We start from the raw sequence: 13,811 nt of genomic DNA, 5'->3' as shown, positions 1-13,811 counted from the left end.
CTCCTGACCGAAACCAGCTAACCACCCGTGTTGCAACCACCCCCGGAATCCGCCCCTTGCGATAGGCGCAAGGAAGGGGGCCTTCATGTACTTCAAGGGAGTGAGAGCGGCGGGACCGAGTCGGCCGGGTGGGTCGTGAGCGGTAAGTGTCGTTAGAGCGGACCGGTATTTACCTACCTACGCCTGACCTGCGCGAGGGTGGCGGTTCCGCAACTGCCCTGGCTCGACGATGTAGGAATCGGGACATTCAACGTCCCGATTCCTACATCGTCGCGCGGGGTCACCCGGTCTCGGATCTTGATCAACGGAGGATCCGGGACACTGAACGTCCCCGATCTTCCGTTGATCAAGGTTCGTGCCGGTCAAGTCCGGTGGCAGGCGGGGTGACGGGGGAAGATTCCGGACGTTCAGCGGCCGGAATCTTCCCCCGTCGATCAAGGGCTTAGGCCCGTTCAACGTCCCAGATCCTCCACACTCGCCAGCCACCAGTGGGTGGGTAATACGAGTCCGTCAGAACGTCACTTACCACTCACGACCGCCCTGAACGACTCGGCAGGCGCGTTTGCCTCGCCCGCTGTCAGAACCGGCCTCACCACGCATCCACAGTGTCCTGACCAGCACTGATACGACCGATCAGGAATCAAGAAGCACCAGGCGCCCGCTGAGAAATAGCGTTACCGGCATGAACTTCATCGACGCCATCACCCTCGAAGTGGCCGACACCGAGGCCGCCGGACGCTTCTACTCCACCGCCTTCGGGCTCGACTCCCAGCTGCGCCTGCGCGCCTCGCAGGAGCCTTCGACAGGCTTCCGCGGCTACACCCTCTCGCTCACGGTTTCCCAGCCCGCCAACGTCGACGCGCTCGTCGACGCCGCCATCGCCGCCGGCGCGACCGTGATCAAGCCCGCCACGAAGTCGATGTGGGGTTACGGCGGCACCGTCCAGGCCCCGGACGGCGCGATCTGGAAGATCGCCACCTCGGCGAAGAAGAACACCGGCCCGGCCACCCGCGAAATCGACGACATCGTCCTGCTGCTGGGGGTCGCCGACGTGGCCGCGAGCAAGAAGTTCTACACCGAGCACGGCCTGACCGTCGAGAAGAGCTTCGGCCGTATGTACGTCGAGTTCGAGTCCGGTTCGGACCCGGTCAAGCTGGCGCTGTACCGGCGCAAGGCCCTGGCCAAGGACGCCGGCGTCGCCCCGGAGGGCACCGGCTCGCACCGTATCGCCATCTGCGGCCCCGCCCCGTTCACCGACCCGGACGGATTCGCCTGGGAGACCTCCACTCTCGCCGCCCAGTCCTGATGTGCCACTTCCGGATGCCCCCGCTCGCCGCTTATCAAGGAGAAAACACCATGAGCACCACCTACGAAGGATTCTCGGCCGAAGAGAAGGCCGCGATGAAGGAACACGCCCAGGACATGAAGAAGGCCGCGCGCCGTAGTTCGGCCGCCGACAAAGCGGTGGCGGCGGAGCAGGACGTGGTCGCGAAGATCGCCGAGATGGCCGACGAGGACCGGGTGCTGGCCGAGATGGTCCACGCCGTCGTGAAGGCGAACGCTCCGATGCTCGCGCCGAAGCTCTGGTACGGACAGCCCGCGTACGCACTGGACGGCAAGATCGTCTGCTTCTTCCAGGCGGCGGCCAAATTCAAGACTCGCTACGCGACCCTCGGTTTCAACGAAGAGGCCCGGTTGGACGACGGCGCGATGTGGGCGACGGCCTTCGCGTTGACCGCGGCCACTCCCGCGGTGAAGAAGCGCGTCGCCGCCCTGGTGAAGCAGGCCGTCAGCTGAGAGTGGCAATGCGCTTTACCGCGTGAGTGGCCACACGCGGGACGGCAGAGGAACCTTAGGCTCGGGTGATCACTGGGAGGACCACATGATCACCATCGAGCCGCTGAAGTCCGAAGACCGCGAAGCCTGGGAAAAGCTGTTCCGCGCGTACATCGCCTTCTACGAACGTGTCGCGCCCCAGGAGGTCTACGACCGCGCCTGGCGCGAATTCCGCACAGGGGAACGGATGCACGCGCTCGGTGCCCATGTGGACGGCGAGTTCGTCGGGATCGTGCACTTCCTGGTGCATCCCAGCACTTCCGCGCTCACCGACGTCTGTTACCTGCAGGACCTGTTCACCGCGCCGGAAGCCCGCGGCAAGGGGGTCGCGCGGGCGCTGATCGAGGCGGTCGCCGACTGGGCGCGTGGCCGTGGCTACGAGCGCGTTTACTGGCACACCAAGGAATCCAACGCCACCGCGCGCCGCCTGTACGACCGGGTCGCGGTCAACCGGGGGTTCATCCAGTACCAGCTCCCGCTCTGAAACCTGTGAAGGCCACCTCCACGAAGGTGGCCTTCACAAAGGATCAGAGTTTCGACGCCTCCGCAGCGAAGGCCTCGATCTTCCCGAAGTCCTTGGCCGCCAACGCGTCCTTCGGCGTCAGCCACGAACCACCGATGCAGCCCACATTGGACAGTGCGAGGTAGTCCGGCGCGGTCTTCACGGTGATCCCGCCGGTCGGGCAGAACCGCAGCCCGGGCAGCGGCCCGCCGATCGACTTCAGGTACGCCACGCCGCCGCTGGCTTCGGCGGGGAAGAACTTCAGGGCGGTCAGGCCGCGTTCGGCCAGCCGCATCGCCTCGGACACCGTGCTCGCGCCCGGCAGGAACGGCAGGCCGGTGTCGAACGCGGCGTCCAGCACCGAGTCGGTGCAGCCTGGCGTGACCAGGAACTTCGCGCCGGCGTCGGCGGCCTGCTTGGCGTGTTCGGGGGCGGTGACGGTCCCGGCGCCGATCACGATCTCCGGGACCTCCGCGGCGATCCGCTCGATGGAGGCGAGTGCCGCCGGGGTGCGCAGGGTCAGCTCGATCACGCCGATCCCGCCCGCGAGCAGTGCCCGTGCGGTGGGCACCGCGTCGGCGGCGTCGTCGAGCACGACGACGGGCATCACGGGGGACAGGCCGAGCAGGTCGGCGCCGGTGGTCACTGGGTTACCTCCACAGGGTTCAACGTGTGCGCCGGAGCGCCGAAGTGTTCCGGCGTGAGCGGTCCGAACACGCTCGCGCCCTGATCGGCGGGACCGACCGCGCGGCGCAGCGCCGCGAACAGCTCCCGGCCGGTGCCGGTCCAGGATGCCTCCGAAGGAGGGGAGTCCACCAGTTCACGGCGGGCGAGTTCTTCGTCACCCACGAGGACGTCCAGCGTCCCGGCTTTGGCGTCGAGACGGATGACGTCGCCGTCGGCGATCCGCGCGATCGGGCCGCCCGCCGCGGCTTCCGGGGTCACCTGGATCGCCGCGGGGATCTTGCCGGACGCGCCGGACATGCGGCCGTCGGTGAGCAACGCCACCTGGTGCCCGCGGTCCATCAGCACGCCGAGCGCCGGGGTGAGCCCGTGCAGTTCCGGCATCCCGTTCGCCTGCGGGCCCTGCTGCCGGATGACCACGACGACGTCGCGGTCGAGTTCGCCGGCTTCGAAAGCGTCCTTGAAGGACTTCTGGTCGATGAACACCCGCGCCGGGGCCTGGACGATCCGGTGCTCCGGGGCCACCGCCGACACCTTGATCACCGCGCGGCCGAGGTTGCCCGCGACCATCCGCAGCCCGCCGTCGGAAGCGAACGGACGCCACACGGGACGCAGAACGTCCTCGTCGAGGCTGTGCGTCGGGACGTCACGCCAGACCAGTTCGCCCTCGGAGAGGATCGGCTCCTGCCGGTAGCGGTGCAGCCCCGGCCCGGCGACGGTCTGGACGTCTTCGTGCAGCAGGCCCGCGTCGAGCAGCGTGCCGACCAGGAACTGGATGCCCCCGGCGGCGTGGAAGTGGTTGATGTCCGCGCTGCCGTTCGGGTACACGCGGGCCAGCAGCGGGATCACCGACGACAGATCGGAGAAGTCGTCCCAGGTCAGCTGGATGCCCGCGGCCGCGGCGATCGCGACGAGGTGCATCGTGTGGTTGGTCGAGCCGCCCGTGGCGAGCAGCGCGATGACGCCGTTGACGACGGCCTTCTCGTCGATCACCCGCGAGATCGGCGTGTACTCCTCGCCTCGCGAGAGCTTCACGACGCGGCGCCCGGCCTCCTCCGTGAGCACGCGCCGCAGCGGCGAGTTCGGCTGCACGAAGCTGGCGCCCGGCAGGTGCAGGCCCATCACCTCGACGACCATCTGGTTCGAGTTGGCCGTGCCGTAGAACGTGCACGTTCCCGCCGAGTGGTACGAAGCCGCTTCGGCGTCCAGCAGGTCTTCGCGGGTCGCCTTGCCCTCGGCGTAGAGCTGGCGCACGCGCGCCTTCTCCTTGTTCGGCAGGCCCGAGTTCATCGGCCCGGCGGGCACCAGGATCGCCGGGAGATGCCCGAACGACAGCGCCCCGATCAGCAGGCCGGGGACGATCTTGTCGCAGACGCCGAGCAGCAGCGCCGCGTCGAACATGTCGTGGGAGAGCGCGATCGCGGTCGACATCGCGATCACCTCACGGCTGAACAGCGACAGTTCCATCCCCGGACGGCCCTGCGTGACGCCGTCGCACATCGCGGGCACACCGCCGGCGAACTGGGCCACGCCGCCCGCCTGGCGGACCGATCCCTTCAGCATCGCGGGGTACTCCTGCATCGGCTGATGCGCCGAAAGCATGTCGTTGTAGGACGAGACGATCGCGACGCCCGGCGCCCGCGCGGCGCGCAGTGCCGCTTTGTCGACACCTTCCATGGCGGCGAAGCCGTGGGCGAGGTTGCTGCAATCGAGTCCGCGCCGGACCGGCCCTTCCTCGTGGGCGGCGGCGACGCGCTCGAGGTACGCGGCGCGGGTCTCGGCGCTGCGGGCGGCGACGCGCTCGGTGACTTCGGCGATGATGGGGTGGACGTTCGGGGCGGTGCTCATTGTCCGGCTCCGGATCACTGGTCGTGGTGGTCCGCGGGACGGCAACGCTGACGTCGCTGGGTCGTGACAGTGGCCACAGTAACCCAGGGGAAAGCCCGAATCAAAATCGATACAGAAGATCGACTCGCGTGACCTCCGTCACGCCCTTAGGTTCTACTGTGCTACTTGTCACATTGCACAACGCGCGGCAGAGTCGAGACGGCGAGGAATCGCTTGCCTTCGAAGGCTCAAGCGGCCAACCGAACCGACCATCGGGAGGTACCGATGTCCACCACAGAGATCGCCGAGCTTCGGCGAGCCATCGGTCAGCTGAGGCAGTGCGTCGGCGCGCTGCGATCCCGATACGGCGACGCGTCGGCGGTACGGCGCCTGGCGAACGACGTGGAGCGGCTCGACATCGACGCGACGGATCTGGACACGACCCCGCACGCGGTCCCCGCGCAGGCGAAGTCCACCGAACGCGTCCCCGTGCCCGACACGCCATACGACCCGGCGCTCTGGCACGGCGCCGATGACGAAGGCGTCGGCGGCTACAAGCGCGACCAGCGGTGAGCGCCCCCGCCGGCCAGGAAGCCGGACGGGGTACGGGGGTCCGCGCACCGTCGCGGGCCCGGATCGCCGAGAAAACGCTGCGCACCGACCGGTGGTGGCTGTCCCCGCTGCTGACCGTCCTCGGCCTCTCCGCCTTCATCGTCTACGCGACCATCAGGGCCTTCGTGCGCACCGCGTACTGGGTGCCCGAGTACCACTATCTGACGCCGTTCTATTCGCCCTGCGTCTCGGAATCCTGCGTCGAGGGCTCCCGGCATTTCGGGGCCTGGTTCGGCGAACTGCCGGGCTTCATCCCGCTCGGCTTCCTCGTCCTGCCGTTCCTGCTGGGCTTCCGGCTGACCTGCTACTACTACCGCAAGGCCTACTACCGGGCCGTCTGGTTCTCGCCGCCCGCGTGCGCGGTCGCGGAACCACACGCGAAGTACACCGGGGAGACCCGGCTGCCGCTGATCATCCAGAACGTCCACCGCTACTTCTTCTACGTGGCCGTGGTCGTCTCGCTGATCAACACCTACGACGCGATCACCGCGTTCCACGGCAGCGACGGCGGGTTCGGGTTCGGGCTCGGCAACATCGTGCTGACCGGCAACGTGATCCTGCTGTGGGCGTACACGTTGTCGTGCCATTCGTGCCGGCACGTGACCGGCGGCAGGCTCAAGCACTTCTCCAAACATCCGGTCCGCTACTGGATCTGGACCCAGATCACGAAACTCAACACCCGCCACATGGCGCTGGCGTGGACGACGCTCGGCACGCTCGTGCTGACCGACCTCTACGTGATGCTCGTGGCCAGTGGCGCGATTTCGGATCTGCGGTTCATCAACTAGCGGCGCGGGATTCTCCCGTCCCCCCGGCGACGAAGCTTTGAGGTGGCTCTTTTCATGACCGAGGTCGAACGGCTCAACTACGACGTGGTGGTGATCGGTGCCGGCGGTGCCGGCCTCCGCGCGGTCATCGAAGCCCGTGAACGCGGTTTCAGCGTCGCGGTGGTGTGCAAATCCCTGTTCGGCAAGGCGCATACGGTGATGGCCGAAGGCGGCTGCGCGGCGTCGATGGGCAACGCGAACTCGAACGACAACTGGCAGGTGCATTTCCGCGACACCATGCGTGGCGGGAAGTTCCTCAACAACTGGCGGATGGCCGAACTCCACGCCAGGGAGGCGCCGGACCGGGTCTGGGAACTGGAGACCTACGGCGCGCTGTTCGACCGCACCGCCGACGGCCGGATCAGCCAGCGCAACTTCGGCGGGCACACATACCCGCGGCTGGCGCACGTCGGCGACCGCACCGGGCTCGAACTGATCCGCACGATGCAGCAGAAAATCGTTTCGCTGCAACAAGAGGACTTCAAGGAGACCGGCGACTACGAGGCGAGGATCAAGGTCTTCGCCGAATGCACGATCACCGAGCTGCTGACCGAGGACGGCCGGATTTCGGGCGCCTTCGGCTACTGGCGCGAGAGCGGCCGGTTCATCCTGTTCGAGACGCCGGCGGTGGTGCTGGCCACCGGCGGCATCGGGAAGTCGTTCAAGGTCACGTCGAACTCGTGGGAGTACACCGGCGACGGGCACGCGCTGGCCCTGCGGGCCGGGGCGACGCTCATCAACATGGAGTTCGTCCAGTTCCACCCGACGGGCATGGTCTGGCCGCCGAGCGTGAAGGGGATCCTCGTCACCGAAGGCGTCCGTGGCGACGGCGGTGTCCTCAAGAACACCGAGGACAAGCGGTTCATGTTCGAGTACGTCCCCGACGTGTTCAAGGGGCAGTACGCGGACAGCGAGGAAGAGGCCGACCGCTGGTACACCGACCAGGAGAAGAACCGGCGAACCCCGGACCTGCTGCCGCGTGACGAGGTGGCGCGCGCGATCAACTCCGAGGTCAAGGCCGGCCGGGGATCGCCGCACGGCGGGGTCTTCCTCGACATCGCCAGCAGGCTGCCCGCGGAGGAGATCCGCAAACGGCTGCCGTCGATGTACCACCAGTTCAAGGAACTCGCCGACGTCGACATCACCAAGGAACCGATGGAGGTCGGCCCCACCTGTCACTACGTGATGGGCGGGATCGAGGTCGACCCGGACACCGCGTCGTCAAGCGTGCCGGGGCTGTTCGCCGCCGGTGAGTGCTCGGGCGGGATGCACGGGTCGAACCGGCTCGGCGGCAACTCGCTTTCGGATCTGCTCGTCTTCGGCCGCCGGGCGGGACTCGGCGCCGCGTCGTACGTCGCGGAGCTGAAGGATCGCCCCAAGGTCAGTCAGTCCGATGTGGACGCCGCCGCCGCGATGGCGCTCGCCCCGTTCGACCCGCCGGGCGACGGCGTCGAGGAGAACCCGTACAGCCTGCACACCGAACTCCAGCAGTCGATGAACGACCTGGTCGGCATCATCCGCAAGTCGGAGGAGATCGAGCGGGCGCTGGAGAAGCTCGGGGAGCTGCGCGAGCGGATCAAGCGGGTGACCGTCGAAGGGCACCGGCAGTTCAATCCCGGCTGGCACCTCGCCGTCGACCTGCGGAACATGCTGATGGTCAGCGAATGCGTCGCCAGGGCCGCGCTCACCAGGACCGAAAGCCGGGGCGGGCACACGCGGGACGACCATCCGGGCATGGATTCCCAGTGGCGCAACAAACTCCTGGTCTGCTCGGCCACGCCGGGCGAGAACCCGGTGGTGCCGGACATCGGCATCGAGGTCAAGGCGCAGCTCCCGTTGCGGCAGGACCTGCTGGAGCTGTTCGAACTGTCCGAGCTCGGGAAGTACTACACCGACGAAGAACTGACGTCGCACCCCGGGAGCCAGGTATGAGCTACAAGGCGAGTTTCCGGGTCTGGCGCGGTGACGCCGATTCCGGTGAGCTGCAGGACTACAGCGTCGAGGTCAACGAGGGAGAGGTCGTCCTCGACATCATCCACCGGCTGCAGGCCACGCAGGCGTCGGATCTGGCGGTGCGGTGGAACTGCAAGGCGGGCAAATGCGGTTCGTGCTCGGCGGAGATCAACGGCAAACCGCGGCTGCTGTGCATGACCCGGATGTCGACCTTCACCGAGGACGAGGTCATCACCGTGACCCCGATGCGGACGTTCCCGGTGATCCGCGACCTGGTGACCGACGTGTCGTTCAACTACACCAAGGCCAGGGAGATCCCGTCGTTCACGCCGCCGCCGGAGCTGAAGCCGGGGGAGTACCGGATGCAGCAGGTCGACGTCGAGCGCTCGCAGGAGTTCCGCAAGTGCATCGAATGCTTCCTGTGCCAGAACACCTGCCACGTGGTGCGCGACCACGAGGAGAACAAGGAGGCCTTCGCCGGGCCCCGGTACCTGATGCGGATCGCCGAACTCGAAATGCACCCCCTCGACGTCGCCGACCGGCGTGACGAGGCGCAGGAGGAGCACGGGCTCGGGTACTGCAACATCACCAAGTGCTGCTCGGACGTGTGCCCGGAGGGCATCCACATCACCGACAACGCGCTGATCCCGATGAAGGAACGCGTCGCGGACCGGAAGTACGACCCCATCGTGTGGCTGGGGAACAAGCTGTTCCGGCGGGACAAGTAGCCGGGCGGTCTCGTGAGTGGTGAGGACGGTTCTAGCGGACTCGTGTTTACCTGCCCGCTGGTGTGACTGCGATCCTGCCGGGTGACGCTTGCGTGGGATGCCCGGCGGCGCTGAACGGGGATCGGGGACGTCGAATTTCCGGATCCATCGTCGGGCCCAGCAGCGGCAAAGCCACCACCCCACGCGCAGGTCAGGCGTAGGTAGGCAAACACCGGTCCGCTCTAACCGGCCTTACCACTCACCAGTCTCTCAGCCGTTCGGGTCGTAAGTGACGTCCCGTTCGGTCGAGAGGGACGCCTTCGACGGCGGCGCCGCGTTGAACGTGACCGAGACCTTGACGTGCTTCGAGACGAGCGGCGCCGGGTTCGGCAGATCCACAGAGGTGACGGGAAAAGCCGTCTGTGTGTCGTTGATGGCGGGCTGGAACTTGCCGGACCGGATCACGACGCCGTCCGAGGAGACGCTCCAGTCCGCGTCGTAGTCGCCGCCGATGACGGGCTGGCAGGTGTACAGCCCGCCCCATTCGATCGCGCTGCCGAGGTCTCGTCCCGCGATGTTCAGCTGACCCCAGCAGGCCGGGAAACCGGCTTGCGCGACAGCGGGAACCGACGCCATGGCCAGGCTCGCCACCCCGGCGAGCAACCAGGTCTTCTTGTGCATGGCCATCCCTTCTCCTCAGCTCCAGCAGACGACGCCGGACTCCTGGGTCAGCGTGCCGCCGCCGGACGGGTCACCGGCGACGCCGCTGTAGTACACGGTCGCCGAAGCGCAGTACTGGTCGAAACCGGTGGGTGGCGCACTGGCCTGGGCGAGCATCTGGCGCGCGTTCGGCGGTCCCTTGACCAGGTGGTTGCCCGTGGTCGGGCCGACGAACTCGGTCCGGCTGCCGTTGCTCGCGATGCCGTAGAAGAGCAGTTCGGTCTGGATCTGCAGGACGAGCGGTTCGTTCGCGTTGCAGCCGGAAGAAACATCGAGCTGTTCCCAGGAACCGGACTGATCGGACGTCGTGAAACCCTGCAAGCGGCCCGAACAATTACCCTTGCCGAACGGCGTGTCCGTGTCGGCGTAAGCCGGTGGTGCCAGGAACAAAGCCGCTGCTGTTCCCGCGGTGGCGGCTATTCCGGCCGCCTTGTGAATGGCTTTCATGACTACTTCCCTCCCCAGGGGATTCTCGACTCCCGGTCAGCGCCCCCTGCGCCTCGACAATCGATCACCAAAAACGTAGCAGTCTGGTGAACAGGTTGCAACAGTCGTCTGACCAGTGCGTTCGTCCGGGGTGAAAAGAAATTGACCACGATCGGGTGGTCGCGGAAGATGGTCGCAGACACCCGCCGGAGGAGGACGAATGACGAACATGATGTGGCGACGCGAGTTCGCCGACGCGTGTCCGCCTCGCCTCGGCATGGTGGAAAAGAACGGCTCCCCGCCGTCGTAGCGATACGACGTCGAATACGCGGAGCCGCCCTTCGGGAAACCGAACGGGCGGCTTTTCCGTATGTAGGACAAACCCTTGTAGCTCAACGGAAAGAGTACGGCGCTACGAACGCCGGGGTCCAGGTTCGATTCCTGGCAGGGGTACTTCTGGAACGAAACGCCGCCGGTGCGCACTGTGCGCCGGCGGCGTGTTCCAGGCGAAACCCCCGGCACGGCGGGGAACCTGTTCCGTCGTACCGGTGCGGCGGTGTGGGCTCCGTGCGGTCCACATCGCCAGACGCGCACGGTCCGGCGACCGGCCGGGATTCATAGCCCCGGCCAGCCTGGCTCGACACCAGGGTGCGCGACTCAGGACGTCTTGCGGGCGCTGTGCACATCGCCGCTTTCGTGGCGATACCGCACGATGTCCCGGAAACCTTTGGCCCGCAAGGCTTCTTCCAGATCGAGTCCGTTCGTGGCGACGACCACGAGCAGTCCGCCCGTCGTCAGGCTCGCGGCGACCCGGTCGAGGGGGCCGGGGGAGTCCAGCAAGGCCACGACGACGTCGAACGCGCCCATCACGGGCAGCCGGGCGAGCTGGTGGACCTCGTAGGAGATCCCGATGGGGTCGCGTTCCTCTTCGCGTTGCGCGACCGCGATCAGCGCCTGATCCGCGTCGACCCCCGCGACCCGGCGAGCACCCTTACCGCGCAGCAGCCGGGGATAGCGGCCATCGCCGCACCCGACGACCAGGACCGACCTGCCCGTCAGGTCTGGGAGTGCTTCGAGCAAGGCCGCGGCCTGGTCCGCCATACGGCCGACGCTAGCCGAGCGGACCACCGTCCCGACAGGACCAACAGGCCTATCCCGGAGTACATGAAGGCCCCCTTCCCTGCGGTAGATGCAAGAAAGAAGTGTTCATGGGAACTGTTGAATAGCAGTAGACAGGCCTAAGGATTTCGAAGGCCGAGGGCTCTGCTGCAATGGTTCTTGTTGTCAGGGCCGAATTCTCTTGGTGAATAGTCGTGGCTTGGAGGCGCGTGCCGCCATGGTTGATCGTCACCCAGATGGGCGCTTATCTGGTGGCCACCTGTCGGGGTAAGTTGATGTTGTTCGCAGGGGAGGCGGGCGGGAAAAAGTGCGGTAATCCTAATTGTATCGTGCACTGCCCTGCTTGTTGCCCCTGAACCGAATCGGCATACGAGGGGGTTATTTGAAATGTCCAAATGGATGACGAAAGTCGCAGTTGTTTCTGCGACGGTTCTGGCCGCGCAGATGATGTTATCTGGACCCGCTGGGGCGACTGAGGAGCGAGAGGGATGCAACAACTCTGCCTGCATCGTTCTTACTGGAAACTCTGGCCAGTACACGGTTAGTGGATTTTACCAGAAGACGCCGTTCGGTGACGCGGTGATCAATGCCAGGTTCCATTTTACAGGGCCTAACTTGGATCTGTGGGAAGTCTGGTCCCCGCATGCGCACCTTGAGGTCAAATCCTGGAATACGTCACATGGATCAGGGGTGGTGTGTGGCGAACTTTTCAAGGATAATGGCACAAGCAATCCGGCCTCAATTGGTAAGCCCTGTCTTTCTGTGTGACACCCCGACTGGGGTTACATTTGTGCCGAGATGCTGCGTAAATGACTTAATGGTCTGCATTGAGTGGTAAGAATGCGTCTGAACAGAAATAGGTGAGGGTGCTTGAAGGTCCTCTTTCCTGCGTCTAACGTAGGAAAGAGGACCTTCAAGCACTTCGTAAGGAGCTACACCGACCGACCGGAGTTGAAGTCGGTGGCGTCGACGACGGACGCGGGTGCCTCGTGGACCGGCGTAGCGTCCTTGGGGGCCTTCTTCCGCCGGGCCAGCTTGTTCTCCAGCCAGCTCGCGAACTTGGTCAGGAGCAGGTTCAGCACGATGAAGATGATCGCGACGACGATCAGCGTCGGAATCGTGTTGCTGTAGAGACCGGTTAGCGGACCGGAAGCCCGGATCAGCTCGTCGAAGCCGATGGTCAGCTGACCGGCCAGCGCGGTGTCCTTCAGGATGACGACCAGCTGACTGACCAGCGCGGGCAGCATCAGCGTGACGGCCTGCGGGAGCAGGACGTTGATCATCGTCTGGGTCTTGCGCAGGCCCAGCGCGGACGACGCTTCCGCCTGTCCCTTGGGCAGGGCCAGGATGCCCGCCCGGAACACCTCGGCCATGACCGAGCCGTTGTAGAGGACCAGACCGGTCACCGCGGCGAACAGCGGTCGGATCTCCGCGTCGATACCTGTGTAGAACGAGTAGAACGCGGCCGCGAAGACCATCAGCAGCAGCACCGGGATGGCGCGGAAGAACTCGACGATCCAGCTCACCGGCAGCCGGATCCACTTGTGCTCGGACAGCCGGCCGATGCCCAGCAGCGCCCCGATCGGCAGCGCGATCACGATCGAAAGCCCGGCCGCCTTCAAGGTGTTGAGCAGGCCCGGAAGCAGGAACTGCGTCCACGTCGCACCGTCGACGAAGGGCTTCCAGAGCGCGCCGGCCCACTGCCCCTTCTCGTCGAAACCGGTGTAGACGAGGTAGACCACGAGCGCGAGGACGAGCACGAAAAGAACGCTGTAGAGCCAGTTTCGCGCCCGTGCCTTCGGGCCGGGGATGTCGTAAAGAACGGTCTGCGTGCTGCTCATCGCTTGACCTCGACCTTCTTGGCGACCCAGCCCAGCAGCAGGCCGAGGGGGAGGACCAGGATGACGAACCCGAGGGCGAAGATGAGGAAGACCAAGAGCAGCGAGTCGGACTCGTTCTCGATCATGTCCGACATCAGCAGCGAGGCCTCGGCGACACCGATGATCGAGGCGACCGTGGTGTTCTTCAGCAACGCGATCATCACGTTGGTCAGCGGCGCGATCACCGATCGGAACGCCTGCGGCAGCACGATCAGCGTCAGCACCTGGAGGAAGCCGAGCCCGAGCGCACGGGCCGCTTCGGCCTGGCCGACCGGGACGGTGTTGATGCCCGACCGCAGCGATTCACAGACGAACGTGGCGGTGTAGGCGATGAAGCCGAGGATCGCGAGCCGGAAGGCGTTGTCCTCCAACGACGTCGTCGAATCCGCCGAGGCCAGGTTGATCCCCAGGGTGGAGGACAATCCCAGCGACGTGAAGACGATGATCACCGTCAGCGGGGTGTTCCGGAAGATGTTGACGTAGGCGGTGCCGAACGCCCGCATGATCGGAACCGGGCTCACCCGCATCCCCACCAGGATCGTCCCCCAGATCAGGGAACCGATGGCGGAGAAGAAGGTCAGCTTGATCGTCATCCAGAAGGCGCCGAGCAAGTCGTAATTGGGATTGTCGAGGAAATCGAACAAGGTGCTCAACCCAGCCTCGGTATGGGAACGGTGCGCCGCGGTACACGGCGCACCGTTCGATTCCTTCAGTTCAG

General features: G+C 66.0%; 14 protein-coding genes and 1 tRNA gene. 8 read left to right on the top strand and 7 right to left on the bottom strand.

The window, feature by feature from the left end; genetic code table 11:
• The first annotated feature begins 682 nt into the window (after positions 1 to 682).
• The 3 genes from ACFWMR_RS32485 (at position 683) to ACFWMR_RS32475 (ending at position 2,320) form a co-directional block, all read left to right on the top strand.
• Entirely contained in the window at positions 683 to 1,306 is a 624-nt protein-coding gene (locus ACFWMR_RS32485; protein ID WP_378381133.1) for a glyoxalase, read from the top strand.
• Between the two features lie 50 nt (positions 1,307 to 1,356).
• Positions 1,357 to 1,797 (top strand): iron chaperone, encoded by a 441-nt coding sequence (locus ACFWMR_RS32480; RefSeq protein WP_378381132.1) that lies wholly within the window; start codon positions 1,357 to 1,359, stop codon positions 1,795 to 1,797.
• A gap of 85 nt (positions 1,798 to 1,882) precedes the next feature.
• A complete protein-coding gene (locus ACFWMR_RS32475; protein ID WP_378381131.1) occupies positions 1,883 to 2,320 on the top strand; it encodes a GNAT family N-acetyltransferase in 438 nt (145 codons plus the stop codon).
• Positions 2,321 to 2,363: 43 nt separating this feature from the next.
• Here ACFWMR_RS32475 and eda read toward each other — a convergent pair whose 3' ends face one another.
• Positions 2,364 to 2,984, bottom strand: coding sequence for a bifunctional 4-hydroxy-2-oxoglutarate aldolase/2-dehydro-3-deoxy-phosphogluconate aldolase (eda, locus tag ACFWMR_RS32470; RefSeq protein WP_005164729.1), 621 nt, complete (start codon positions 2,982 to 2,984; stop codon positions 2,364 to 2,366).
• Positions 2,981 to 4,870 (bottom strand): phosphogluconate dehydratase, encoded by a 1,890-nt coding sequence (edd, locus tag ACFWMR_RS32465; protein WP_378381130.1) that lies wholly within the window; start codon positions 4,868 to 4,870, stop codon positions 2,981 to 2,983. Before edd ends, eda begins: the two co-directional genes overlap by 4 nt.
• A 264-nt stretch (positions 4,871 to 5,134) precedes the next feature.
• Between edd and ACFWMR_RS32460 the strand changes: the two genes are divergently transcribed.
• The 4 genes from ACFWMR_RS32460 to ACFWMR_RS32445 are packed head-to-tail and all read left to right on the top strand — an operon-like array spanning position 5,135 to position 8,969.
• Positions 5,135 to 5,422: a hypothetical protein gene (locus ACFWMR_RS32460; RefSeq protein ID WP_093938910.1), complete on the top strand. Its 288-nt coding sequence runs from the start codon at positions 5,135 to 5,137 to the stop codon at positions 5,420 to 5,422.
• Positions 5,419 to 6,249: a hypothetical protein gene (locus tag ACFWMR_RS32455; protein WP_378381129.1), complete on the top strand. Its 831-nt coding sequence runs from the start codon at positions 5,419 to 5,421 to the stop codon at positions 6,247 to 6,249. The genes ACFWMR_RS32460 and ACFWMR_RS32455 overlap by 4 nt, the downstream gene beginning before the upstream one ends.
• A gap of 54 nt (positions 6,250 to 6,303) precedes the next feature.
• Positions 6,304 to 8,220: a fumarate reductase/succinate dehydrogenase flavoprotein subunit gene (locus ACFWMR_RS32450; RefSeq protein WP_378278323.1), complete on the top strand. Its 1,917-nt coding sequence runs from the start codon at positions 6,304 to 6,306 to the stop codon at positions 8,218 to 8,220.
• On the top strand, positions 8,217 to 8,969 hold the full coding sequence (locus tag ACFWMR_RS32445) for a succinate dehydrogenase/fumarate reductase iron-sulfur subunit (RefSeq protein WP_005164720.1): 753 nt from the start codon (positions 8,217 to 8,219) through the stop codon (positions 8,967 to 8,969). The genes ACFWMR_RS32450 and ACFWMR_RS32445 overlap by 4 nt, the downstream gene beginning before the upstream one ends.
• A 249-nt stretch (positions 8,970 to 9,218) precedes the next feature.
• Here the strand turns inward: ACFWMR_RS32445 and ACFWMR_RS32440 are convergent, their stop codons facing one another.
• Complete coding sequence (locus tag ACFWMR_RS32440) at positions 9,219 to 9,635, bottom strand: hypothetical protein (RefSeq protein ID WP_378381128.1); 417 nt, start codon at positions 9,633 to 9,635, stop codon at positions 9,219 to 9,221.
• Between the two features lie 9 nt (positions 9,636 to 9,644).
• Positions 9,645 to 10,115, bottom strand: a complete 471-nt coding sequence (locus tag ACFWMR_RS32435) for a hypothetical protein (protein ID WP_378381127.1) — start codon at positions 10,113 to 10,115, stop codon at positions 9,645 to 9,647.
• Between the two features lie 360 nt (positions 10,116 to 10,475).
• Between ACFWMR_RS32435 and ACFWMR_RS32430 the strand changes: the two genes are divergently transcribed.
• A tRNA-Arg gene (locus tag ACFWMR_RS32430) sits at positions 10,476 to 10,547 on the top strand.
• A 204-nt stretch (positions 10,548 to 10,751) separates the two neighbouring features.
• Here the strand turns inward: ACFWMR_RS32430 and ACFWMR_RS32425 are convergent.
• The 3 genes from ACFWMR_RS32425 to ACFWMR_RS32415 form a co-directional block, all read right to left on the bottom strand.
• Positions 10,752 to 11,195 (bottom strand): class I SAM-dependent methyltransferase, encoded by a 444-nt coding sequence (locus ACFWMR_RS32425; protein WP_378381126.1) that lies wholly within the window; start codon positions 11,193 to 11,195, stop codon positions 10,752 to 10,754.
• A gap of 950 nt (positions 11,196 to 12,145) precedes the next feature.
• Complete coding sequence (locus ACFWMR_RS32420; RefSeq protein ID WP_378381125.1) at positions 12,146 to 13,054, bottom strand: amino acid ABC transporter permease; 909 nt, start codon at positions 13,052 to 13,054, stop codon at positions 12,146 to 12,148.
• Entirely contained in the window at positions 13,051 to 13,746 is a 696-nt protein-coding gene (locus tag ACFWMR_RS32415) for an amino acid ABC transporter permease (RefSeq protein ID WP_209437337.1), read from the bottom strand. Before ACFWMR_RS32415 ends, ACFWMR_RS32420 begins: the two co-directional genes overlap by 4 nt.
• Positions 13,747 to 13,811 lie beyond the last annotated feature (65 nt).

It is taken from the genome of Amycolatopsis thailandensis (genome assembly GCF_042723255.1).
In the GTDB taxonomy this organism is placed as follows: Bacteria; Actinomycetota; Actinomycetes; order Mycobacteriales; family Pseudonocardiaceae; genus Amycolatopsis; species Amycolatopsis thailandensis.
Note: the sequence above shows the minus strand (reverse complement) of the source record. Positions and strands in the feature narration are given on the sequence as shown.